The organism is Dehalobacter sp. MCB1, assembly GCF_003590275.1.
Taxonomy (GTDB): Bacteria; Bacillota; Desulfitobacteriia; order Desulfitobacteriales; family Syntrophobotulaceae; genus Dehalobacter.
This window is the reverse complement of record NZ_LXPC01000017.1, coordinates 33502-55611: the sequence shown is the minus strand read 5'-3', so window position 1 is coordinate 55611 and position 22110 is coordinate 33502. Positions and strand designations below refer to the sequence as shown.

Sequence of the window (22110 nt, the reverse complement as noted above, 5' to 3'; positions counted from 1 at the left end):
TATACGGCCAGGCCTATCCCAAACTCGCCACCGGTGGCGAATTTGGGATAGGCCTTTTATGTAAGACATAAAGGAATCCTCGCGTTAAGACATGTCAACGGTTTCAGGCCACGGATGGCCACTGTCGCGGTGCCGGATGGCAAGGTGCGATGACTTATTGTAAAGCCCAGAGGTTTTGACATGTTAGCGAGGGTCTTGTTTGCGAGATGGTGAGTTGTTAAATATTCCACTGGATTGTTTGACAACTCATGTGTGAGCGGCGCATTCTGCGCTGTACGAGGCTACAACACCCAGAAAAAAGATATGACGCCCCTGATAATTGAAGCGCCTCATTGAGTTAAACTTAATTTTTAGCATAGCACCGAATGATTTCACCAACGTAAACACGGTGATAATCATTCTGCTTATAGTTACTTTCAATTGCCGGATCAAGAAAATGGCTCGGGTCCAAATCCTGATAATAGAGTTTTTTACATTCCATAACCAGTCTAGCTTCCTTAAAATAGACGGATCCAAACGGGCTTTCAACGGGTGTAATCCCTGTAGCGGCTGTTTTGTCCACATCTCTTCCGGAATTTGCTCCGCAGAAAGATAAAGCCTTTCGATAGTTTTCTTCAAAAAAAGAAAGCGTGAAAGTATCATTTTCTTCCATAAACTGATAAGTATAACGCGAAGGACGGACAAAACAAAAGCATACTTTTTTATTCCACAGTACCCCGAATCCGCCCCAGCTGGCCGTCATCATATTATACTTTTCCATATTTCCCGCCGTAATCAGCATCCAGTCCTTTCCGACCAGATTAAAGGGGTTATCCGTTAACTGCTCAGGTTTCACTAGCTTAAATTCATTATTCATCACAATATCTCCTATTGATATTTATTTTTGTCTTATTATCCAAATAAGACGTTGGTAACCTACAATTAAGACATTCAATATTCTACTACATAAATGAACGGGATATTACATAACAAACGTGCTTTAAGCGAGATCAGTCTGTGTGCCACAGTTCCGCTGCGAGCGGAGCACGATGCGAAGCGCGGACTTTTTAAGGATTGAGCCATCCATGGCACGCGGGTATTGTGGCATGCAGACTTCCCCCGTATTATTCAAAATTCCTTAATGCATCCAACCGTTTATTCCTAAAATAAAGCCCTGTATCAACTGCGATCAGGCAAAAATTCAGGATATATAGTATAATGACATAATCGAACGAATAAATCATCTTGTGCAGGATGCCGGATAAATAGCCGATAAGCAATACAACCAGGAAAAAAAGGCTTTTTCCTTTCGCAGTTCTGGCTTTGTAGGACGAGTAGATCGAAAAAGGCCAGGCAGAACCAAAACATAACAGCATAATCGTTTCAAAGATACTCAACACAATCATTCCTTTAATTCTATTATGATAATTTTTGTTATCATTATTACAGCAGATTTTTCTGCGAGGGAGTCTCTAATGATCATAAACAATATCCAGAGTATTGGCAAGATTTCTTCTTCAATAGATTTTACACAATTGAAAACCGGCCAGCTTCTTCCAGTGGAAATTATCAGTAGAAATGGAAATCAGGAAGGACTCATCTCCATTGCCGGGCAAAAAATTAAAGCCCAGCTGGAACCGCAGTTTATGGAAGGTGAAAGATTTCTGGCGGTCGTCAAAGAGGTCAATACGGAAGGCGTTGTTTTGAGCCGGGTTAGCCAGAGTACCGGCCAGCTGAGCAGTTTGTCTGCGGAGCAGCTGTCTTCAATGATCAGCAAAGGATTTGGTCTTTCAGCCGAAGAAGCGGACTTTCTAGTCAACAACATGGTCAATCAGAACACGGCAACAGGCAGCAAGAGTGCTCCACCTGAAATATTATACCAGGCTGCTGATAAGCTATGGATGATTTTGAGGGAAGGAAAAAACCAGAGTAAACTATTGAGCAAGATAGCTTCCAGGACAGCGCCGCAGGAGACAAATACCGGCGCAGGACAGGCATCCAGCCAGGTAGCCGGACAGGCGCTTCGATTAACCCTGGAGCAGATCACAACGATTCTAAACAGGGGGATCAACCTGACCCCTGAGATCTCTGTGGTTCTGGCAAAATATCTGAATCAGCAAAACAGCAGTGTTCTTAAAACGATGCTATCGGATCAGAATTCTGCAAACCAGAGCTCAACAAATCAAAGTTCAACGAGTCAAAGTTCAATAGACCAGAAATCCCCACTCAACACGCTTGCAGACCAGCTTTGGAAAATCATCCCGAAGTGGGAGGACACCAACGGTGAGCAGTTTGAAAACATCCTGCATTATTTCAAAAGCCTCGGGCTCGAGCACGAGAATCAGCTGCTGCTCAAATTAAAGAATAACGCCGGTTGGGAAGCAGAACAAACTGAAAATGTAAAAACAATGCTCTTAAACGCGCTGGCAGAAGATTCTGTCTCTCCAGAAAAAAGCGCACTGAAGAGTTTTCTGGATGAGATTAGCGGACAGCAAATCTGGATCCAGACCGGGAATAAAGAAAATACCGCCTATTTGCTTATGCATATCCCGCTGCAGAATAACAATGAGCTATATAATTGTTCGCTTGCAGTGGAGAGTTCTCGTAAAGGCCATAAAATGGATATTGAACACTGCCATCTCGCGCTGCAGGTCGAGACGGAACACCTTGACCTGCTCGGAGCCGACCTTACGCTTTACGACAACAAACTCCATATCTGCCTCTTAAACGATCATCCCGAGGAGCTGAATTCGCTGATTGAAGATCTCTATGATCAAATCAAGCAGAACTTCGCGGATATTGGCTTATCTTTAGAAAAGCTATCGTTAAAGACCTACGATGAATTTCCCCAGTTTGTGCATTTTCTAACTGGAAAAAACTTTTCAGGGGTGGATATCAAAGGATGAAAAGGGAAAGTCCAAATAATAAAAAAAATATTAAAAAAGCCGCTGCCCTGGCCTATGATCATGTTGGTGCTCCGAGGATTGTCGCCAAAGGGGAAGGGCATATGGCCAAAAAAATAATTGAATTGGCCGAAGAGCAGGGCATTCCGGTCCAAAATGACGACACCCTTGTAGAAGCCTTAATGCAGGTAGAGCTGTCCAAAGAAATACCGCCCGAACTCTATCAGGCGGTTGCCGAAGTACTAGCTTTTATTTATCGCTTGGATAAAATGAAGGGGACGAAGAAGGATACGCCTTAAACTGATTTTGGCTTAGTCCTCTTATTTAAATTCTTTTGGGCAAATATTTCGGCTACTCGTTCATTGCTGCCCAGGACGAGTCCATGCAAACGCCACTCGCGGAAAGTATGCCAGAATTTTTCTTCAGAGATACTGACCGTATACTCTTCGGATTCCTCGTCATGCGGCCAAAAAACATCAATCCAGAGCTTCCCTTTATTCGTCAAAAATAAAATATAATGATGCAGTTCCGTATTAGCTGAGGCGAGATCCCTGATCAAGATGTGAGAGCGGCCGCCGGGGAAATCCGTTTGCAAATAGATTGGCTTCATCCTTTTCCTCCTGTAATTCGTATGATTTGATTGATTTGGCACTATACAGTTTTCTTCATGATCTTCTCAGTATTTAGTTTATTAGGAATGTTACGATTTATGGTTAAGTAAATTATTTTTTTTGAAGGGAGCTCGGCTGATTGAATCAGGCTTGTGTCATCCTATCTCTAATACGTCCTGGTACTCCCTCAGAACGTGGGTACCTGGTGGCTCTGCGCTTGGGAAAAGGGGCACTCCCCAAATATCTGATGTTTTCGTTCCAGGGCGAAGGTGAAGACCCAAGCAGGATGGAGCGGTATAAAAAAAGTCTTGAAGATTTTACCCATGATACCCTTATATTTGTTTATGAGCAGAAGAAAATCCTGCCTGATTTAATAAAATATTTTGATATTAATCTAAACCAGAACGTGATTGAGGTTCAGGAACTTGCCGCAGTTTTTTTCCCAATAGTCAGCCAGCAAAGTTTAGAGGAGATAACCGATAAACTTAAGATAAAGAAACACCGCAGGTTTTTTTCACCGGTCCAAAAAGAGGTTCGACTGACCCGAGACCTGCTTCTGCAGTGCTGGAAAAAAGGATTGAAGACGGATCTGGGTTTCTTGAGCAAGTTGGAAGAATATACAAAAGGTCTTTCCTGTCAGCCTGTGCTAACCCAATTAAAAAAGGAAATCGTACGGACGTATCCGGACAGGCCCATCCGTATTGCACCCTATCAGGGAGAGTCGGTACAAAATCTTTTTAGCCCCGGTCCGGACGATTTCGCTGAAATTCCTGATTCGCCGGCTTGGGCTGTGGAGTGTTTCGGTCAGGACGGCTTACTCGCCAGCATGATTCCAGGGTTTGAAAACAGAGAGATTCAAACCGTGATGGCCGCTGAGATCCTAAAAGGGTTTACCGAAGCGACAGATGTTGTGATTGAAGCTGGTACAGGAACAGGGAAAACGCTTGCCTATCTGATTCCGGCACTCTGGTGGTCCAAAAGGCATCAGCAGAAGGTGATTGTTGCAACCCACACCATCACTTTGCAGGAGCAGCTCTTCAGCAAAGACCTTCCGCTGTTGCAGAGATTCCTGCCTTTTCCATTTAAAACAGCGCTGCTTAAGGGTAAGAGCAATTATTTGTGTCTGAAATGCCTATATCAGGAATCGCTGTTTACTGATTATCTAACCCAGGATGAACAACTCCGGCAGGCCGCATTTTTTTCTTGGGCTTCTGAAACGAAAACTGGGGATTTTGGAGAACTGCCGAATAATCAAAGTTTCGTTCCAATTTACCGAAAATTTGCTGCGGATAATCCGGCCTGTCAACCCGGAGAGTGTTCTTTTACTTCGCGTTGTTACCTTTATAACGCCAGGAAGAGAGCAGAGGCTGCTGATGTTCTTGTGATTAATCACTCCTTGCTTCTTGCCGACATCAAAACGAATCATAAGATTTTACCGGAATATAGTAATCTTATCATCGATGAGGCGCATAATATTTACCAGACTGCGCTCAAACAACTTGGATTTGAGATTTGCCTAGAACAGATGATCAGGTTGACGGATAGTATCTATGGCGGGAAAGGAAATCTATTCGCTTATCTGAAAAAGAATTATATTGTTTGGGCAGAGGTCTTTCCTGCCTTCAACTGGACCTATTTCAAAAGCAATCTTGAAGAGATTCCGGATCGCTGCGGGGCGGCTGCGGATCAGGCCCGGGAACTTTTCAGCATGCTGCAAAGCGTTCTTGGCCGGCAGTTCAGTCTTCGCTTAGATCCTGAAAAGGTCAGCGAAGATATCTTACAGATGATCCTGTTGGCCTCGGAAAATCTGATCATCAGGTTTAAAGGCTTAGTGGAGGTGCTGGATCGAATTAATTCCTTTTTGGCTCTTGAAAGTGAACAGCTGGAAGAAACCAGATATGAGATTAGCAGAATAAAAAATGAACTTGCCCTAATCGTTGACGGATTAGGTAAAATCATCAGCAAAAGTGAAGTGGATCGCGTAACCTATCTCGAGAAAAGCAATACAGTCTATTTAAAAAACACGCTAATCAATGTAGCTCCGCTTTTAAATAAAAAAATATTCAGTAAGAATAATTGTACGGTTTTAACTTCTGCCACCTTAAGTGTCGGTGAGGATTTTACGTATTTGACCAGGGATATCGGCGTAGAGGACTATATCAGCCTGAAGCTGGATTCACCGTTTGATTATGAAAAACAAATGGTTTTCTGTGTTGTCAATAACTTATCTGTAAATCTACCTGAGGATAGCCTTGCAGAAAAGACAGCTTCATTTATTGGGAAAATTGCCGAAGAGCTGGAGGGAGGTACACTGGTATTATTTACTTCCCACCGATATTTGCAGCGGGTATACCACTTGTTAGAGAATGAAGAATGCTGCCGGCACCTGAATGTGCTGGCCCAGGGGATTGACGGCACCAGGGAAGAACTTTTACAGAAGTTTATGCAGAACAGCAGTAGTGTCCTGCTTGGAACGAATAGCTTTTGGGAAGGCATCGATCTTCCCGGGGACATGCTGCGTTGTGTAATCATGGTCAGACTTCCGTTTTGGCCGCCGGATACGCCTATTCTGGAAGCAAAGGCCCGCCTATTGGAAAGTCAGGGATTTGATCCGTTTTATGCGTTAAATTTGCCTGAAGCAATTATTCGCTTCAAGCAGGGTTTTGGACGTTTAATCCGAACGAGAGAGGATAAAGGCGTTGTGATTGTTTTAGATGACCGGATTATCAAAAAAAGGTATGGTCGATATTTTCTGCAGGCGCTGCCGATTACTTCTTTTTATCAGGGAAGTTCGGAGCATGTCCTCCAAAAGATTTATCGGTCCAGATACCCCAAAACGGGCAAATGAAAGGGGTAAGGCCCTTAATATTCAAGAACTGATTTCACCCCTCATCTAACCTGTGCATATAGTAAGGCACAGGTTATTTTTTTGAGGAGGAATGGAAATGGTTCAGCCGGTAGATTGGTCCAATGTTGGCGTTAGGATCGTCCAGGGATTTTATACGACTATTGATGCTGTACGGCAGCTCGATACACAGGAAGCTGCACTCGTCATGAAGCTGTTGGGAAAATCCTGTACGAAGATGATGAAAGACGGTGTCGGACATCAATTTGGGATTGCCATGATTGAAACAAGTGAAAAATTAGCGCTCACAGATAAACTGACCTTTGAAGATGTTTTAAAAATGCTGACGGCAATCGTAGGAAAACTTTATTTCACGGCAAAAACTGCGGAGGAAATCGAACTAGTCAAACAGCTTGAAGATGCTGTTAAAAATTACCATGTTGTATAAAATCAAGCTGCTGCATAAATTATTCTCAAGATAGCAGTGCTGGAAGGAGGAATAATTCCATGAAAATGTACTACATCAAACTGCCTCAGTCCGTACTTAATCTTCTGAAAAAAATCTTCAATAAATAATTGCCCTGGTGTCATGAATTTCCAATTTCCCTCCTATATTATAGTAAAAGGTCTAGGAGGGAAATTATGTTATTGAACCGGCATTTTTTCATACTTGTCTGCAGTATTTTTTTTATTGGCATCATAGTCTGGTGGCAGAATCCGGATACTGCAGTTTCTGCAATGGCCAATGGGCAAAGTTATGCAAATCCAAATGCAGTGATTGAAGAATATTGGGAAAAGCTTGATTACAGGCAATTTGATCTTGCTTCGGCCCTGGCATCCGGACAGGCCGAAGCTACAAATAGCATACTGCAGCAGATGTTTCGGGATAATCCATTTTTAAGTGTTCAAAATGTGGAGATTCAAAACACTTCTGCGCAAAATAGTTATTTTGTCGAAATTACGACGGGGTCATCCATTGATCAAAGAAAAGTACTGGCTTACCAGATTACAGTGGAGCAACAGGACAATGGTCTGAAAATCGTAGAGATGAGTCTCAAATAGAAAATCTGCATAGCTTTAGTCATCTCGGGAACAATACAATCGACGATTGACAAAAATAGTTTGGGGTGAACTTCATGATTGCCTATGTAGAAAAAGAAGCCTGTATCGGATGCGGAGCATGTCCTGCAATCTGCCCGGACATATTTGAAATGGATGATGACGGATTGGCTGTAACGCGTCAGGAACAGGTTCCGGAGACGCTTGAAGAATCAGCGCAGGAAGCAGCCGACGGTTGTCCGACGGAAGCAATTATCATCAGCTGATACATACAGATACAGTAACTCGTCAGAACAAGACAAAACTTTGATATTTACACAGAAATTCTCTTGAAGTTCGGGACAATATGTAGGACAAAAAATAAATTGGCTTATTTTAACGAAAAAAAAATAACCCTTAAACAGCGTTTCCTACAGATGGGACAAGGGCTTTACAATGAATGCCAAAATTAGAAAGTGTTCCTTATTTTTTAAGAATTCGACATCTCCGCTGATTTATAATGATACTACCGGAAAAAGGAACCGGGAAAAATATGATAAAGCGGGGAAATGTAGAGATGTCAAAAAAGGTAAAGATTATTGTAGCCGAGGATAATCGAAATCTATGTCAGATCCTTCAGGATTATATTTCAAAGGATGATAGCTTTGAGCTCGCTGGCGTAGCCTACAATGGACTTGAAGCTTGGGATTTGATTCAAAAGCATGACCCGGATCTCGTCATTATGGATCTTGTGATGCCCAATCTCGATGGTTTGGAAGTCCTGGAAAGAATCAATGCCAGAACATCTGTCAGGAAACCCAAAGTCATATTATTAACGGCCTTCGGGCATGAAACATTGACGCATCAGGCCATGGTCATGGGAGTTGATTATTTTATCCTGAAACCATTTGACCTAGAAATTTTGGGGAAACGCATCAGGACGCTGACGCAGGACCTTGAAGTAACGAATCCCCCGATGCTTCAGACGTGTTCTTCGGTGGCGTCAGTCGGAAGAGGGGTCAATATCAACGTAGAAGTAACGACAATGATGCACCAGCTGGGCATTCCGGCTCATGTCAAAGGATATCAGTACATCAGAGATGCAATACTCATGGTAATCGAAGATGTTTCTTTACTCGGGGCTGTAACCAAAGAACTGTACCCGGCAATTGCTAAGAAATACAATACTGCTCCCAGCAGGGTGGAAAGAGGTATCAGACATGCTATTGAGCTAGCCTGGGAACGCGGACATATGGAAACACTGAAGAGGATCTTCGGATATTCGATGAACATAGAACGTCAGAAGCCTACCAATTCTGAATTTATTGCACTGCTCGCCGATAAGCTTCGGGTGATGAGTAAGGTTGGATAAATGAACGAACAGTTAGTGTATAAAGATGTCTCAGAGAGGAGGCATCTTTTTATTTGCGCTAAAATCGATTACAATAAATCCTGAAGGAGTTGAAGATCATGCAGGCAAAGGGAAAGTTCATTGTGCTCGAAGGCATCGATGGATCAGGTAAAGGAACGCAGATTGAGCGTCTTAAGGTATATCTTGAAACCGTGTGCGGAGTAAAAACCATTCTGACCAGAGAACCAAGCCAGGGTCCGCTCGGAACAACGATCCGTCAGGTACTTTCAGGCCGGATCAATGGTGTGGGTGACAACTGTCTGGCGTTGCTGTTTGCTGCCGACCGGCTTGATCATAACAACAATCTGGTCATTCCTGCTCTGGAGCAGGGAAATTATGTGATCTGTGACAGATATCTATGGTCTTCGTTTGCGTATCAGGGGATGAAAAATGATGAGTCCTGGATTGGGGAAATTAATCAATATGCGGTGAAACCAGACCTTACACTATTTATAAAAGTAAGCCCGGAAACATCGCTCAAGAGAATAGCGGCAGGAAGATTCCAGACTGAAATATTTGAAAACAGCGAGACGCTGCGGCACGTTGCAGATAATTACCAAAAGCTGTACAAACAGTGGCAAAAAAATGGGGAACCGGTTGTGGAAATCAATGGGGAAAAGGAGCCGGAGCTGGTTCAGAAAGACATCATTGCGGCTTTCCAATTATATTTCCCGGAGTAAGTGTTATTAATTTTTGAAAAGGACACAAAATATAAGGAATGCCAGTCTGTTTGAGGCTGGCATATTAAATGTATATAGAATACTGAAAAATGAATTTTACGTTGCGTGTTAATGAACGATTTTTGCAATTTTGGGAAGCCAGTTTCTTTGGAGCATCAGCTGCTCCAACTGGTAAGCCCAATCAAATCCAATGTTTAGTTCCTTGCGGAGACGATTCCCAATTTCCAGGTGATAGCTTTGATTGATGGCTGTCAATAAGGCCATTTGGCTGGAAGCGCTCATTTCCAGCAGCAGCAGCGCAATTTCCATATCACTGAAGTGTAAGCGGTCTGGTATGTCCTGGTATTCTTCCAGGGACCGTTCGGGAAACTGTATGGTTGGCAGCGTGACATCCTCGGATTGTAAAAAATCCTCACTCATTTTGACAGTTCTTTCTACCAATGCATCCAGTGCATCTTTAAGCAGTATTCTGAGTTCAGGATCTTTAGCATGATTATACAGAATAGTAATAACTGAGGCTTGAAAACGCCCCATCAAAACAATCTGATACTGCAAACCTGCCTCAATATAATTAGCAGGTTCGTGATCCATCATATTTTGAACAATGGAATGGCTCTTGGCGGTCGCTTTTTCCAGAATATTCATCGTTAAATCCTCCTTTTTATATAGTAGGTTTAACGATTTATCTGTTTTTATGCTTGAAAACAATAAATGCCGGGAAAAGTATATGATACTAAACAAACACTGCAACACTTGCAATGTTTGTTTTCTAATGGTGCGCCCGGCAGGATTTGAACCTGCGACCTCCGGCCTCGGAAACCGTCACTCTATCCCCTGAGCTACGAGCGCAATAAAACCGCTACATTACTTTACTAAATAGAATTCTTTTTGTCAAGAATAATGTTAAAGAAAGCTTGGTACAAATTGTCGGAGAGAGCTTGGATGACTAGCTTAATTTGAGGTAAAACATGAACCTAAAAAAAATACCATGGCATTTTTTCAAAAGATTTTTTGGAATCATTATAGGTACAGTGATTGTAGCTGTCAGCATTAATACATTGATCCTGCCTAACCAAATTGCTGACGGCGGAGTAACCGGAATCGCGATTCTGTTGCATTACCTGTTTCAATGGAATATTAGTATTCTGGTGGCACTTCTGAATATTCCATTATTCATTCTCGGTTACAAGTCAGTCGGCAGACAATTGTTTTATTGGAGTATACTTGGTGTGGGGACATTATCTGCTGCGCTGAAGTTTACAGATGTTTTGTCTCCGATAACAACAGATACGCTGTTGGCCTCTATTTTCGGGGGCGTCGTATCCGGTATCGGAATGGGCATCATCTTTCGCTGTCGCGGTTCATTAGGCGGTACCGATATCCTGGCGATCGTGTTGAATAAAAGAATCCAATTTAGTGTCGGACAGATCATCTTAATTCTCGACGCGGTTGTCTTTATCGGAGCTGCACTGATCTTTAGCCCGGAAATGGCCATGTATGCGATGATTTATATGTTTATCGCTACCAAAGTGATAGATCTCGTCCAGGTTGGGTTGGATTATTCCAAAAGTGTTATGGTCGTCACAGAAAAGCCGGACAAGATTGCTGAGGATATTATCCATCTCGTCGGCAGAGGCGTAACGTATCTTCAAGCTGAAGGGGCTTATTCGCGCTTTCAAAAGAGAGTGGTCTACAGTATCGTAAATAGAGCACAGTTGACCCAGGTCAAAGAAATCGTCCACAAATATGACCCGGATGCTTTTGTGGCCATCGGCGATGTTTCCGAAGTCGTTGGCGAAGGGTTCCAAAGTTGGAAAGGGCATTAATAGATCGATTCGTACATCCCGTTTTCGAATAAAGGTAGATATTAGTTTACTCGGGTTAGTCTCCATAATGGATGGCCGCTTTCGGCTGTTGTGCCATCCGTGGCACGTCGCTCCTTGCCATCCATGGCATCGCGACATTAGGCCATCCGTGGCCGTCAAAAAGTCGCGCTGCGCAATCCATGCTCCGCTTGGCGCCGGCCATCCATTACGGAGACCTAGTCTGGAGTCATGGAAGTGTCTTTTGGAGCTAGCATCAATTTCGGATCGTTATTCTAGTAAAACGTTCTTAAAATAGCCCGCTCAAATAATGGGCTACATTATTGCACGCAGACTAGCCCTGGCATAATAGCCTTTTAATATAAAGGGGGTTATGTCGACAGAATTAGTGAGTAAATTGAGAACGCGATACAAGTGCTCATTACAGGCTCGAACCAGGCGGCCAGCTCTCCTGGGCATTGCTAAGCAGCTTGCCGACCGTCACAATTTCATAGTTCTTCTCTTTGAGCATTTTCAAAACAGTGGGGAGTGCCTCGGGCGTATCCGGCGCGGAATCAGAAGCGTGGAAGAGGATAATGTCGCCGGGGGAGGCTCCTTTATTTTTGGAGCGTCCGTTCATCACATAATTGATGATTGCGTCGGCTCCGGGCCTTTTCCAGTCCAGGGAGTCTACACTCCATTGGATGACTTTGTAGCCTCTCTTGTTTGCAACCGAGATGACCTGGTTGTCATAAGCCCCGTTCGGAGCGCGCAGCAGAGTAATTTTTTGGCCGCTTAAACGTTCCAGGACTTCTTTGGAAGTATCGAGCTCTTTCATGAGAATATCAGCTGTCATGGTGTTTAAATCAACATGACGCCGCCCGTGGGAGCCAATTTCGTGGCCGTCTGCGGCAATTTGCTTGACTAACTCTGATTTTATTTCAGCCCATGGAGATGAAAGAAAGAAAGTGGCCTTGATATTTTCTTTTTTTAGGATATCCAAAATCGGCTGCACATTTTCTTCGCCCCAGCTGATATCAAAAGTAAGCGCAACCTGCTTCGTTTCGGTCTTGACGGAGTAAATCGGCTTTAAATTTCCGGTAATAACGGATATAGCTTGCTCTTTGTTTACGGCCAAAACCGCAATTAGCATCAGCATCACGATCCCCACCGCCAACTTTTTCCTGTTCACCACAAAGACGTTCATTGTTTATCCCCCCTTAGAACCATGCTTATTCCGGGGGGGCGTAAATCATGATAAATATAAAAATGGAAGCGTCGATAAAGATGCCTCCATTCAGCATTTAAAGTTCAGATAGCCAATATTGTCCGCCATGCATCGCGGTGGTATTACTTGGGCCAGCGGACCCCAAAAATGATTTCCAACAGATCAATCTTAAAAATGATTCTGAGGAGAAGGTGCAATACCAATAAAGAAATAAAAATGACTACAGCAACCTTGATGATCCAAAAGCCGATACTCAAGATGATGGCGAGCAGCGGTTTTAAAATCAGGTAGGCTAGATAAATGCAGAGTATAAAAATCAGAATTTTAGCTATGATCCATAGAATATTTTGTGAAGATGGGTCTTTGGTGCTCATTACAATCCCTCCTGCAGGATAATTTACTTCATTGTTTTCAATGATAAGAGCAAAAACATTCATTGCACTGGTTTGCTCCGTTAGATTTAGTATAGCATATTATAGACCAAATGAAGTTGCTCGAACTCATATATTATGAAGAAAATTCAGATATTGTAAAGAAAATTCGTATATTATAAAGAAAATTCGGGAGGGATACCATGGATACCACACTGGAAATATGGAGGAAGTATCTTGAGAATGGAATCAAATGCTTGGGTGACGGAAAAACTGAAGAAGCTGAAAAAAATCTGCAGATAAGCCTTCTTAAGGCTGAAGCGCTGGAACTGCCGATAATCGTTGCTTTTTCTCAGCGTTTGCTCGCAACGGTTCAGGTGAAAAATAACAAATTAGATGAAGCCGAGGCTGGATTTCGAAGGGCACTGGCCTGCTGCAAACAGCTGAATAACAATAAAGGGATTGCTGAAGCCAGGGCCGGACTAGCCAGCGTTTATTTCAACCAGGGGAAGAATGCCAAAGCCATTTATTTATATAAGCAGGCTATCAGGGACTATCCGAGAGAAGCATCACCCCTGCGTTTGGCGGCCTTGTACTCTGATCTGGGCCAGGTTTATACAAAAATAAAAGAGTGGCAGGCTGCAGGAGAGTCTTTTCTGCATGCCGAAAATCTCTGCCGGGAACACGGTTATCTAAATGGGGAGGCAGATATCAGCCTCTGTTTGGGAGAAATCTATTACAGTCAGGCGCAGAAAATTGCTGCGCAGGGGAAATTTTACTATGCCGCCAAGATCTACGCCATGTTAGGCGAACAGGTTTCACTGGCTAATGCGCTGCAATATATCGCCTTCTTGTACTTTGAAAAAAATAGGCTGCCGGAAGCCCTGCTTTTACAACAGAGAGTTGTCGCGCTGTATTTGAAAAACGGCCGTGATCCTGAAATCAGTGAAAGTTATTTCATGTTAAGTAATCTTCTCCAATGTTCGAAACTACTGGATGAAGCAATCAGCAGTCTTGAGTTGTCCCTTCAATACCATCAAGGAAGCGAATTCGGCTTTGCTGTGCGCTATTACAGTCTGGCCATCCTGTTGATTAAGAAACAGGATTATTCGGAGGCAAAAAAACAATATCTAGAAGCCCTAAAGTACTTTCAGTTCTTTGGTGACAGCTCCAAGATCGGCGAAATCAGTGAGGAATTAACATATCTTGTCCGCTACGAGGATACTTTGTTTCAGGAGAATCTGTACAAACTGCTCGGCAAAAGGTTTTATGATGAGCCGGAACTGCCAAAAGGAGAAGCGATGTTAAAGCTTGCTAATCTTTTGATGAAAAAAGGCAAAAATATGGAAGCGCTGCGCTGCGGTTGGATCGCACTGGTGTGCGCCAGGTCCCTGCAGGATGAAACTAAAGAAATTGAGCTGCTGATTCAAGATTTGTCCCAAACCATCAGATATGAGAAAAAAACCTCTCGGCCTTATCGGTAAAACAAAAATTATACTTTCAAAAGGACTGTGAAAAAAATTGGGAATAGGTTAGAATAGGTTATAAGCCAAAATAAGGTGGAGATGTTCCTTGAATCATAATGATCAGGTTCTGCTTGAAAGCTTTGAACGGATTTATTTTCTTTTAGAAAAAGAAGCCCAAAATTTAACGGAGATCAAATCAGCTTATGCCGAAAAAATTCGCCAGTGGGAGGATGAGATCAAAGCGTATGCGATGATGATAGAGGAAATCTCCGTTCCGGCCAGGTTTATTCTTGAGCATATCCTGTCCCTGAAATTTAAGTCCGGTCAGATGGCAGTTGAAGCTGAGAATATTACCCAGGGCTTTTCAGGAATAGGGGACATCCATGTGGAAAAGTTCGGAATTATCAAAATCTCCACTGGAAATTTACAGCTTAGCTGGCGCGATGAACTGTATAATTACTTATTTTATCCTGATAAGGTGGAATTGCGGACAAACGACGAAAGGACGACGATTAAACTGTTCTTTTCCCAGCAATTTGACGCGAAGGATATTCAAAGGTTTTCTGCGGTTACGGAAAGCCGTCAGCTGTTATATATTCACCCAGCATTGGAAAAGTATTTAGTACTAGAATAAAAAATTTAAAGAATTGGAGAGTGCTAAGGTTTGAATTATACGAAAGAAGATGTCTTACGAGAGGCGTATGAAAAAGGCGTAAAATTCATGAGACTCCAGTTTACCGATATTTTCGGAGTATTAAAGAATGTCTCTATTCCGGTAGAACAACTTGAGAAAGCCCTGGACGGAGAAATGATGTTTGACGGTTCTTCTATTGAAGGCTTTGTGCGTATTGAGGAGTCGGACATGTACCTGAGGCCCGACCCCGACACATTTGTCGTCTTCCCGTGGAGGCCTGCTGAAGGCGGGGTAGCGAGACTCATCTGTGATGTTTATAATCCTGACGGGACGCCATTCAACGGTTGTCCGCGCAATACACTAAAAAAAGTACTGGCAGAAGCCTCAGAAATGGGTTTCAAATGCTACATAGGACCAGAGCTGGAATTTTTCCTGTTCCATGTCGACACGGAGGGCAGACCGACCCTGATTACCCATGATAAAGCAGGTTATTTTGACATGACACCGGTTGATCTAGGGGAGAGTGCCAGAAGAGATATGGTTCTGGCGCTGGAGCAGATGAATTTTGAAATTGAAGCCTCCCATCATGAAGTTGCTCCCGGACAGCATGAGATTGACTTCAAATATGCCGATGCCTTGGAAATGGCTGATAAAATGGTCACCTTCAGATTTGTCGTCCGGACGATTGCCCAACGGCACGGACTGCATGCGACATTTATGCCGAAACCGATCTTTGGAATCAATGGTTCCGGAATGCATGTCAACCAGTCTTTATTCAAAAATGGCAAAAACCTTTTCTATGATCTGGAAGGACCAATGAACCTTTCGAGCGAAGCGTATCATTATATTGCCGGTATTATGGAACATGCCAAGGCTTTTACGGCGATCACCAATCCTACGGTCAATTCGTACAAAAGGCTCGTTCCGGGCTATGAAGCACCTTGCTATATTGCCTGGTCGGGCCGCAACCGGAGTCCGCTGATACGTATTCCGGCCAAGAGGGGTTCTTCAACCCGTATTGAGTTAAGAAGCCCGGATCCTTCCTGCAATCCTTATCTGGCTTTAGCGGTCCAGATTAAGGCCGGACTGGATGGGATCAAACGGAAACTTAACCCGCCCGAAGCCGTTGATTTGAATATTTTTGCCATGGATGACAGGCAAAGAAAAGAGATGGGGATTGACTCACTTCCCGGAGACCTCAAAGAGGCTTTAACGCTATTAAGCAATGATGAAGTCATCAAAGATGCCCTCGGTGAGCACATCTATTCCCGATTTGTTGCAGCAAAGACCGAAGAATATGACAGCTTCCGCATCGCCGTGCATAAATGGGAAATTGAGAGATATCTGGAAATATATTAGGCCAAAGCACGCGTAATGATAGATGGCTGAAATTGTCAATCTAGACAAGGGTTAGGGGTATATTCCTTAACCCTTGTTCTTCCCTAGGACCGTGTTCTCGAATTATGTTAGGACAAACATTAACATGAAAAATACAGTGAGTAAGTTATCTGCGCAGGGGGTATTCTAAACAGTGTTTATCAGCCAATTCAATCAATTAGCTTTTCAATATATAGAGAATTATGAAGTACAAAAGGCGCCCCCGGTTACGATAATTGCCGGTCAGGAAGGATTGGGCAAGACTCAGCTATTGAATTGTATCCTGCAAAAAATGGAACCACAAAAGGTGAAGACTGTCCTGATTGATGCGGATAAATTCTCGAAGAAATTTGCATTTGCGGCCCAAAGCGGCAGTCTTAACGGCTTTCGCGGTTCTATGCGTTCCAATGACCTTTTCCTGTTGGATAATATTAATGTGCTGCAAGGAAAAAAGAAAACACTTGAAGAACTGTTCCATACCGTAGATACCATTCTGGCGCAAGGTGGAAAGACGGTCATTACATATCAAGGCAGTACACTCAACTTTGACTTTTTAAATCAGCGGTTTGCATCAAGGCTTAAAAGCGGGTTTTTCCTTTATTTAAAGGATCCGGCAGCTGAAGAGCTCGAGCATTTCATCGCGTATCGTCTGACCGGGGACTTGTTTCAGGAGATCCGGCCCTGCCTGCCGGCACTTCTTTCCGAAATTAAAAATATGAAGCAGGCTATAAAAATTGCTGAACAGTTGAAAAAAGACATTCAGCCGGCAAACTTTGCAGATGAGAAAATCCGCGTGCCTCAGTCCGAAAAATTATTTCACCTTCCCGGCATCGGAGAACAGGCTGATCTCGTCGTTTCTATCGTTTGTGAATGCTGCGGTCTGGAAAAAAACAAAGTCCTGGGTAGCACGAAAAAAGGGGAGATTGTGGAAGCAAGGCAGATGGTGTATCTCCTGCTGCATGAGATATTTCAGTATTCCTATCGCGATATTGCGTCCTACTTTCGAAAAAACACCGGAAGTCTGACAAACCAGTCCGAAAAGATACGGGAGAGTAAAAAGGTGTTGTTTGAAACTTTATGTAAAAAACTGTATAATGCTGAAAAGGAGAGATCTTATGGGCACGGATAGCAAGGTTGCAGTTTTAACCAGCGGAGGAGATGCTCCCGGAATGAACACCGCCATACGGGCGGTTGTTCGCAAGGGCATTTACCATGATCTTCGGGTATACGGGGTTTTTCATGGTTATGATGGGCTTCTGCGCGGTGAAATAAAAGAAATGGAGCTTGGCTCGGTTGCAGATATTGTGCATCGTGGCGGAACGGTCCTGAAAACTGCCAGATGTGAAGAAATGTTTACGGCTGAAGGCCAGCGTCTGGCGGCAGACCAGCTGAAGGCCAAAGGAATCGAAGCGCTCGTGGTCATCGGCGGAGACGGTTCTTACCGCGGAGCAAAAAAACTTGCCGAATTGGGTATTAAAGTCATTGGCGTGCCGGGTACGATCGATAATGACATTGCCGGTACAGATTCAACGATTGGCTTTGACACGGCGGTTAACACTGTTGTTGAGGCCGTAAGCAAATTAAGAGATACCGCTTCGTCCCATGAACGAACTTTTCTAGTCGAAGTCATGGGCAGAAATTGCGGGGACATTGCCCTCCACTCAGGACTCGCGATCGGAGCGGAATCAATCCTGACGCCCGAAATCCCTTTTGATCTTCAGGAAATCAGTGAGAAACTGCTGCGGGGATATCGGAGAGGAAAAAATCATAGTATTATTATTTGTGCTGAAGGAGCAGGCGATATTCGTGAAATTGCTTCAGCGCTGAAGCAATATTCTGGATTGGAAAACCGAGTGACGATTCTTGGTCACATTCAACGAGGAGGAGCGCCCTCGGCATCTGATTCTTTACTCGGAGCAATGATGGGTGGCAAAGCCATTGAGGCACTGATAGAGGGAAAATCTGAGGTTATGATTTCTCATTTTCAAAATGAAATTGTGGACAGGCCGTTGGAGCTTGCTTTTAACGAAAAGAAAATGTTTAACCGTAAACTCTATGAGCTAGCTAACGAGCTGGCTATTTAACAACATACAAATATATAACTTTGCGAGGTGGGAAGAGAAGTGAAGACTGTTTTTGCCCTTGATATCGGCACTAGGGTCGTTATTGGACTTGTAGCGCAAAAGAGTGAATTGGGATATGAAGTCATAGCCAGTGCGCGGACCGAACATACGCAAAGAGCGATGTATGACGGACAGGTTCACGATGTGAACGAAGTTGCTAAAGCCGTGTCATTTGTAAAGAATGAACTTGAGCATAAATTAAACCGCAAATTGACAAAAGTGGCTGTGGCAGCAGCAGGCAGGGCGCTTTGCACCGAAATGGCGACGGTCTCGAGAGAGGAAGTTCTGCCGATACACTGGGAACAGGAAGAAGTCTTGGCCATGGAAATGGAAGCTGTCCAGAAGGCCATGAAGAAAATCTCAGCTGAAGAGACAGACAATATCCTATTCTACTGTGTCGGATACAGTACGGTGAAGCAGCTGCTCGAAGATCAGCAGATTACTACTTTGGTCGGGCAAAGAGGGAAAAAAGCAGAAATCACAGTTATTTCTTCATTTTTACCGAGGACGGTTGTCGATGGTCTTATTGCAGTTTTAGCAAGGGCGGGGCTTGAGATGGCCAGTTTGACGCTAGAACCAATTGCCGCTGGACTGGCTGCAATTCCCGGAGATATGAGAAGACTGAATCTGGCCCTCGTGGATATGGGGGCAGGGACTGCAGATATAGCATTAACCAAGGAAGGTACCTTCTTTGCCTATGGTATGGTGCCAATGGCCGGTGATGAGGTCACAGAAGCAATCTGTTCCAATTATTTGGTCGATTTTCAGGAAGGCGAAAGGATTAAAAAGCAGCTGAACGGGAACGATCCAAATCCAAACAGCCTGATTAACATCGTCAATTTCTTCGGAGTCAGGTCCTCTGTCACACGTCAGGAAGTTCTGGATGTCATTAAACCGACCGTTCAGGTGATTGCCGAAAGGATCGGCGGAGAAATCCTGCTGCTGAATAACAGCTGTTCACCCCAGGCCGTGATCATGGTTGGGGGAGGTAGTCTTACCCCATTGATGGGAGATATTCTGTCCAAGGTGATTAATCTTTCCCGAGGCAGAATCGGCATTCAGGTTCGGGAAAGACTGTCCGAGGTCTCCGGTCAGGAAGAAAATTTATTTGGTTCGGATGTCATTACGCCGATTGGAATTGCGATCTCGGCGCTGGATAATAAAGGTCTCCATTATTATGCAGTTAATGTGAACAATACGAATATTCCGTTGTTTGAACTACAGCTTGCTACGGTAGCGGAAGGACTTCTGGCGGCAGGTGTTCAGCCAAAAACGTTTTTCGGGCGTCCTGGATCGGCGCTGATCTATAAGCTAAACGGAGAGATTCAGGTCATCAAAGGAGAGTTGGGAAGTCCCGCGATGATTACAGTCAATGACCAGCCAGCCAAGCTAGACCAGAGGCTTAATCAAGGTGACGTGGTTACCTTTATGCCGGGTCATTCAGGAGAAGGTGCCAAAGCGCAGGTCAAAGATATCATTTTCCGGTCTGCAGCAAAGAGGATTGTCTGGAATGGCAAGGAAGAGGAATTCAAGCCGTTCATCTATCTGAACAATAAACCGGCTGACGAAGAAGACTGGCTTGAGGATGGCTGCAGCCTGCTCGTAAAAAAGAATGAAACGCTCTATGATTTACTAGCCATAAAAGGCATTAATATCAATAAAATTAACAAAAAGAGAATTAGAGTCAACAACCAGCTCCGAGAACTGGTGTCGGATCTGGAGATTATCGTTAATGATTACCCTGTAACCAAAGACTGTATTATTAATAATAGCGATCGTGTCGATATTCTTGAGAAAAAAATATTAATCAAGGATCTGGCGCTAGAAGCCGAACCAATGATTTTTACGGTTAACGGAGAAGCGTTCAGTTTACCGCCGTTTGAAGCAAAGATCTACTTCAAAGGAAGGGTCATACAAGAAGATGAGCCTATCGAAGACGGTATGGAAATTAGAGTGGAAGGTTTTTCGCGCAAGCCCATTTTGTCGGAACTATTTCCGTATATAAATCTTGCTGAAAACTCAATTTCGGGCGGAAAACTAGAAATGCAGGTCAATGGCAGTGAAGCTCATTTTACGACCGAACTGAATCAGGGAGACCGAATTGTCGTCAACTGGATCAATAAATTTGCGCTCGCCAAATAAAATAAAAAAGAAAAACCCCCAGCTGGGGGCAATAGGCCAAGGGCCTAGGTGGAAAGGGTTAAGGAGTATACACCAAATAGTATAGTGGGAAACAGCCGTACTTGTCCCATTTTTTCACTCAATAGCGTGTTCTGGAGGGTGAACAGTTTAGGAGAGCGGTTTAACGTACCATAGATCACATCATTTCCTCGTCAAGACTCCGATACTGCCACCGATCGCACCCGATATGGGACTAATCAGGACTTTCTCGAGCAGTATTTTCCAAGAAGGATTACCTGTATAGAAAATGTAATAGATCAATATGGTAACCACAAAAAAACCGATTCCGATAGCCAGCCCGTACAGAAGTCCTCTTGCTCCGGATTGATACGCAATGTAAAAACTGGCGATGAATACGCCAATTCCGGCAGTGAGCAGCGAGTAAAGAACAGATTCCTGCACCGAAGTAAAGAAGTAGACCAGACTCAAAACAACGGTGAGCAGAAATGAGATGATGATGGACAGCGCTATACCTTTGGTGACTAATGACAGCTGAAACGGTTTTGACATACGGCAGCCTCCTTTTTCTCCAATTTCTGTACACCATATGCTTGGCCCATATAACTTATGACTTAAAAGTTAAGACAAAGATTGAAATAAAAAAGGTTTAGGGAGAAGGCGATCACAATGAAAAAAATGATTCCAGATTTTAAAAAGATGAGCGAACAGGAGAACAAGATTACAATGCTGACGGCCTATGATTTTCCGACGGCACAAATCATGGAAAAAGCCGGTGTCGATGTGATTCTTGTGGGTGATTCGCTTGGGATGGTCGTATTAGGATACGACTCAACAGTTCCGGTAACGATGGAGGATATGCTGCATCATGCCAAAGCTGTCCGGCGGGGTGCTCCGAATACTTTTATGATTGTGGATATGCCTTATCTGACTTATGCGAGGCCTAAAGATGCGTTGCGCAATGCCGGAAGGCTGATGCAGGAGGGTGGAGCCGACGCTGTTAAACTCGAGGGCGGGGAGGAATACCGCGAAATTATCAGTTTTTTGACCAAAGCCGGGATTCCTGTTGTTGGCCACATTGGTTTAACGCCTCAAACGGCCGGCCTATTGGGTGGATATAAAGTCCAAGGAACAGAAATACACAGCGCTTCCAAACTTTTGCGTGATGCCGGAATTCTGGCTCAAGCCGGTGTTTTTATGCTGGTCCTGGAAGCAATACCGGCGCAGCTCGCAGCAAAGATCACACAGTCAATATCCGTGCCGACCATTGGCATAGGTGCCGGGAATCAATGTGATGGCCAGGTCCTGGTTATTCATGATATGATTGGCGTTTCAGATAAGACTGTGCCGACCTTTGTCAAACGATACGAAATGATCGAGCCTCTGATCGTTGACGCTGTGCAAAAATATTGCGCGGAGGTCAAAGATGCGGCTTTTCCTTCCGACATATATTCTTTTTCCATGAAAGAAGACGTCTTAAACAAGCTGACGTAACGGAAGAAG

At 43.9% G+C, this 22110-nt stretch carries 23 protein-coding genes and 1 tRNA gene; 16 read left to right on the top strand and 8 right to left on the bottom strand.

The genetic code is table 11. From position 1 onward, the window contains the following. Positions 1-343 precede the first annotated feature (343 nt). Positions 344-856 (bottom strand): flavin reductase family protein, encoded by a 513-nt coding sequence (locus A7K50_RS12735; RefSeq protein ID WP_119776640.1) that lies wholly within the window; start codon positions 854-856, stop codon positions 344-346. A gap of 247 nt (positions 857-1103) precedes the next feature. Continuing rightward, positions 1104-1385, bottom strand: coding sequence for a hypothetical protein (locus A7K50_RS12730; RefSeq protein ID WP_119776638.1), 282 nt, complete (start codon positions 1383-1385; stop codon positions 1104-1106). A gap of 69 nt (positions 1386-1454) precedes the next feature. Between A7K50_RS12730 and A7K50_RS12725 the strand changes: the two genes are divergently transcribed. After that, positions 1455-2885 (top strand): hypothetical protein, encoded by a 1431-nt coding sequence (locus tag A7K50_RS12725; protein WP_119776636.1) that lies wholly within the window; start codon positions 1455-1457, stop codon positions 2883-2885. Further along, positions 2882-3181, top strand: a complete 300-nt coding sequence (locus A7K50_RS12720) for an EscU/YscU/HrcU family type III secretion system export apparatus switch protein (protein ID WP_119776635.1) — start codon at positions 2882-2884, stop codon at positions 3179-3181. Before A7K50_RS12725 ends, A7K50_RS12720 begins: the two co-directional genes overlap by 4 nt. Here A7K50_RS12720 and A7K50_RS12715 read toward each other — a convergent pair. After that, positions 3178-3492, bottom strand: a complete 315-nt coding sequence (locus A7K50_RS12715; RefSeq protein WP_119776633.1) for a hypothetical protein — start codon at positions 3490-3492, stop codon at positions 3178-3180. The two genes, A7K50_RS12720 and A7K50_RS12715, sit on opposite strands and share 4 nt — an antisense overlap. A 218-nt stretch (positions 3493-3710) precedes the next feature. Here A7K50_RS12715 and A7K50_RS12710 point away from each other — a divergent pair, with 218 nt between their 5' ends. The 6 genes from A7K50_RS12710 (at position 3711) to tmk (ending at position 9467) form a co-directional block, all read left to right on the top strand. After that, a complete protein-coding gene (locus A7K50_RS12710; RefSeq protein ID WP_119776632.1) occupies positions 3711-6341 on the top strand; it encodes a helicase C-terminal domain-containing protein in 2631 nt (876 codons plus the stop codon). Between the two features lie 91 nt (positions 6342-6432). Next, positions 6433-6786 (top strand): recombinase, encoded by a 354-nt coding sequence (locus tag A7K50_RS12705; protein WP_119776630.1) that lies wholly within the window; start codon positions 6433-6435, stop codon positions 6784-6786. 194 nt (positions 6787-6980) lie between these two features. Beyond that, on the top strand, positions 6981-7400 hold the full coding sequence (locus A7K50_RS12700) for a hypothetical protein (protein ID WP_119776629.1): 420 nt from the start codon (positions 6981-6983) through the stop codon (positions 7398-7400). A 74-nt stretch (positions 7401-7474) separates the two neighbouring features. Then, on the top strand, positions 7475-7663 hold the full coding sequence (locus A7K50_RS12695) for a ferredoxin (RefSeq protein ID WP_015042893.1): 189 nt from the start codon (positions 7475-7477) through the stop codon (positions 7661-7663). Positions 7664-7953: 290 nt separating this feature from the next. Next, positions 7954-8748: a sporulation transcription factor Spo0A gene (gene spo0A / locus A7K50_RS12690; RefSeq protein ID WP_026156144.1), complete on the top strand. Its 795-nt coding sequence runs from the start codon at positions 7954-7956 to the stop codon at positions 8746-8748. A gap of 98 nt (positions 8749-8846) precedes the next feature. Next, positions 8847-9467 (top strand): dTMP kinase, encoded by a 621-nt coding sequence (gene tmk / locus A7K50_RS12685; RefSeq protein ID WP_119776627.1) that lies wholly within the window; start codon positions 8847-8849, stop codon positions 9465-9467. Between the two features lie 108 nt (positions 9468-9575). Here tmk and A7K50_RS12680 read toward each other — a convergent pair whose 3' ends face one another. Next, the gene (locus tag A7K50_RS12680; protein ID WP_119776626.1) at positions 9576-10112 is read right to left on the bottom strand and encodes a spore coat protein; all 537 of its coding nucleotides are present in this window, start codon (positions 10110-10112) and stop codon (positions 9576-9578) included. A gap of 128 nt (positions 10113-10240) precedes the next feature. Next, a tRNA-Arg gene (locus tag A7K50_RS12675) sits at positions 10241-10316 on the bottom strand. Between the two features lie 119 nt (positions 10317-10435). On the opposite strand from A7K50_RS12675, the gene A7K50_RS12670 reads away from it, so the two are divergent. Next, the gene (locus A7K50_RS12670; RefSeq protein ID WP_119776624.1) at positions 10436-11293 is read left to right on the top strand and encodes a YitT family protein; all 858 of its coding nucleotides are present in this window, start codon (positions 10436-10438) and stop codon (positions 11291-11293) included. A gap of 418 nt (positions 11294-11711) precedes the next feature. Here the strand turns inward: A7K50_RS12670 and pdaB are convergent, their stop codons facing one another. Next, the gene (pdaB, locus tag A7K50_RS12665; protein ID WP_119776622.1) at positions 11712-12476 is read right to left on the bottom strand and encodes a polysaccharide deacetylase family sporulation protein PdaB; all 765 of its coding nucleotides are present in this window, start codon (positions 12474-12476) and stop codon (positions 11712-11714) included. A 143-nt stretch (positions 12477-12619) separates the two neighbouring features. Continuing rightward, on the bottom strand, positions 12620-12871 hold the full coding sequence (locus A7K50_RS12660) for a hypothetical protein (RefSeq protein WP_020490833.1): 252 nt from the start codon (positions 12869-12871) through the stop codon (positions 12620-12622). A gap of 200 nt (positions 12872-13071) precedes the next feature. Here A7K50_RS12660 and A7K50_RS12655 point away from each other — a divergent pair, with 200 nt between their 5' ends. The 6 genes from A7K50_RS12655 (at position 13072) to A7K50_RS12630 (ending at position 20610) form a co-directional block, all read left to right on the top strand. After that, positions 13072-14352: a tetratricopeptide repeat protein gene (locus tag A7K50_RS12655; protein WP_119776621.1), complete on the top strand. Its 1281-nt coding sequence runs from the start codon at positions 13072-13074 to the stop codon at positions 14350-14352. An 88-nt stretch (positions 14353-14440) separates the two neighbouring features. Then, positions 14441-14968, top strand: a complete 528-nt coding sequence (locus A7K50_RS12650) for a hypothetical protein (protein WP_119776619.1) — start codon at positions 14441-14443, stop codon at positions 14966-14968. 30 nt (positions 14969-14998) lie between these two features. Beyond that, positions 14999-16327, top strand: coding sequence for a type I glutamate--ammonia ligase (gene glnA, locus A7K50_RS12645; RefSeq protein ID WP_119776617.1), 1329 nt, complete (start codon positions 14999-15001; stop codon positions 16325-16327). Positions 16328-16499: 172 nt separating this feature from the next. After that, positions 16500-17474 (top strand): DnaA/Hda family protein, encoded by a 975-nt coding sequence (locus tag A7K50_RS12640; protein WP_119776616.1) that lies wholly within the window; start codon positions 16500-16502, stop codon positions 17472-17474. Continuing rightward, complete coding sequence (pfkA, locus tag A7K50_RS12635; protein ID WP_119776614.1) at positions 17461-18429, top strand: 6-phosphofructokinase; 969 nt, start codon at positions 17461-17463, stop codon at positions 18427-18429. The genes A7K50_RS12640 and pfkA overlap by 14 nt, the downstream gene beginning before the upstream one ends. Before the next feature lie 39 nt (positions 18430-18468). Next, entirely contained in the window at positions 18469-20610 is a 2142-nt protein-coding gene (locus tag A7K50_RS12630; protein WP_119776612.1) for a cell division FtsA domain-containing protein, read from the top strand. Between the two features lie 180 nt (positions 20611-20790). Here the strand turns inward: A7K50_RS12630 and A7K50_RS12625 are convergent, their stop codons facing one another. Next, positions 20791-21159, bottom strand: coding sequence for a TIGR04086 family membrane protein (locus A7K50_RS12625; RefSeq protein ID WP_119776611.1), 369 nt, complete (start codon positions 21157-21159; stop codon positions 20791-20793). Positions 21160-21276: 117 nt separating this feature from the next. On the opposite strand from A7K50_RS12625, the gene panB reads away from it, so the two are divergent. Then, the gene (gene panB / locus A7K50_RS12620; RefSeq protein WP_119776609.1) at positions 21277-22101 is read left to right on the top strand and encodes a 3-methyl-2-oxobutanoate hydroxymethyltransferase; all 825 of its coding nucleotides are present in this window, start codon (positions 21277-21279) and stop codon (positions 22099-22101) included. Positions 22102-22110: the final 9 nt, after the last annotated feature.

Bases quoted from the DNA above. Each gene is read 5' to 3' on its own strand.
- A7K50_RS12725 (WP_119776636.1), top strand. From the start codon at position 1,455: ATGATCATAAACAATATCCAGAGTATTGGCAAGATTTCTTCTTCAATA.
- panB (WP_119776609.1), top strand. From the start codon at position 21,277: ATGAAAAAAATGATTCCAGATTTTAAAAAGATGAGCGAACAGGAGAAC.
- A7K50_RS12660 (WP_020490833.1), bottom strand. From the start codon at position 12,871: ATGAGCACCAAAGACCCATCTTCACAAAATATTCTATGGATCATAGCT.
- spo0A (WP_026156144.1), top strand. From the start codon at position 7,954: ATGTCAAAAAAGGTAAAGATTATTGTAGCCGAGGATAATCGAAATCTA.
- A7K50_RS12730 (WP_119776638.1), bottom strand. From the start codon at position 1,385: ATGATTGTGTTGAGTATCTTTGAAACGATTATGCTGTTATGTTTTGGT.
- A7K50_RS12670 (WP_119776624.1), top strand. From the start codon at position 10,436: ATGAACCTAAAAAAAATACCATGGCATTTTTTCAAAAGATTTTTTGGA.
- A7K50_RS12695 (WP_015042893.1), top strand. From the start codon at position 7,475: ATGATTGCCTATGTAGAAAAAGAAGCCTGTATCGGATGCGGAGCATGT.
- pdaB (WP_119776622.1), bottom strand. From the start codon at position 12,476: ATGAACGTCTTTGTGGTGAACAGGAAAAAGTTGGCGGTGGGGATCGTG.
- A7K50_RS12655 (WP_119776621.1), top strand. From the start codon at position 13,072: ATGGATACCACACTGGAAATATGGAGGAAGTATCTTGAGAATGGAATC.
- pfkA (WP_119776614.1), top strand. From the start codon at position 17,461: ATGGGCACGGATAGCAAGGTTGCAGTTTTAACCAGCGGAGGAGATGCT.
- A7K50_RS12625 (WP_119776611.1), bottom strand. From the start codon at position 21,159: ATGTCAAAACCGTTTCAGCTGTCATTAGTCACCAAAGGTATAGCGCTG.
- A7K50_RS12720 (WP_119776635.1), top strand. From the start codon at position 2,882: ATGAAAAGGGAAAGTCCAAATAATAAAAAAAATATTAAAAAAGCCGCT.
- A7K50_RS12715 (WP_119776633.1), bottom strand. From the start codon at position 3,492: ATGAAGCCAATCTATTTGCAAACGGATTTCCCCGGCGGCCGCTCTCAC.
- tmk (WP_119776627.1), top strand. From the start codon at position 8,847: ATGCAGGCAAAGGGAAAGTTCATTGTGCTCGAAGGCATCGATGGATCA.
- A7K50_RS12735 (WP_119776640.1), bottom strand. From the start codon at position 856: ATGAATAATGAATTTAAGCTAGTGAAACCTGAGCAGTTAACGGATAAC.
- A7K50_RS12705 (WP_119776630.1), top strand. From the start codon at position 6,433: ATGGAAATGGTTCAGCCGGTAGATTGGTCCAATGTTGGCGTTAGGATC.
- A7K50_RS12700 (WP_119776629.1), top strand. From the start codon at position 6,981: ATGTTATTGAACCGGCATTTTTTCATACTTGTCTGCAGTATTTTTTTT.
- A7K50_RS12680 (WP_119776626.1), bottom strand. From the start codon at position 10,112: ATGAATATTCTGGAAAAAGCGACCGCCAAGAGCCATTCCATTGTTCAA.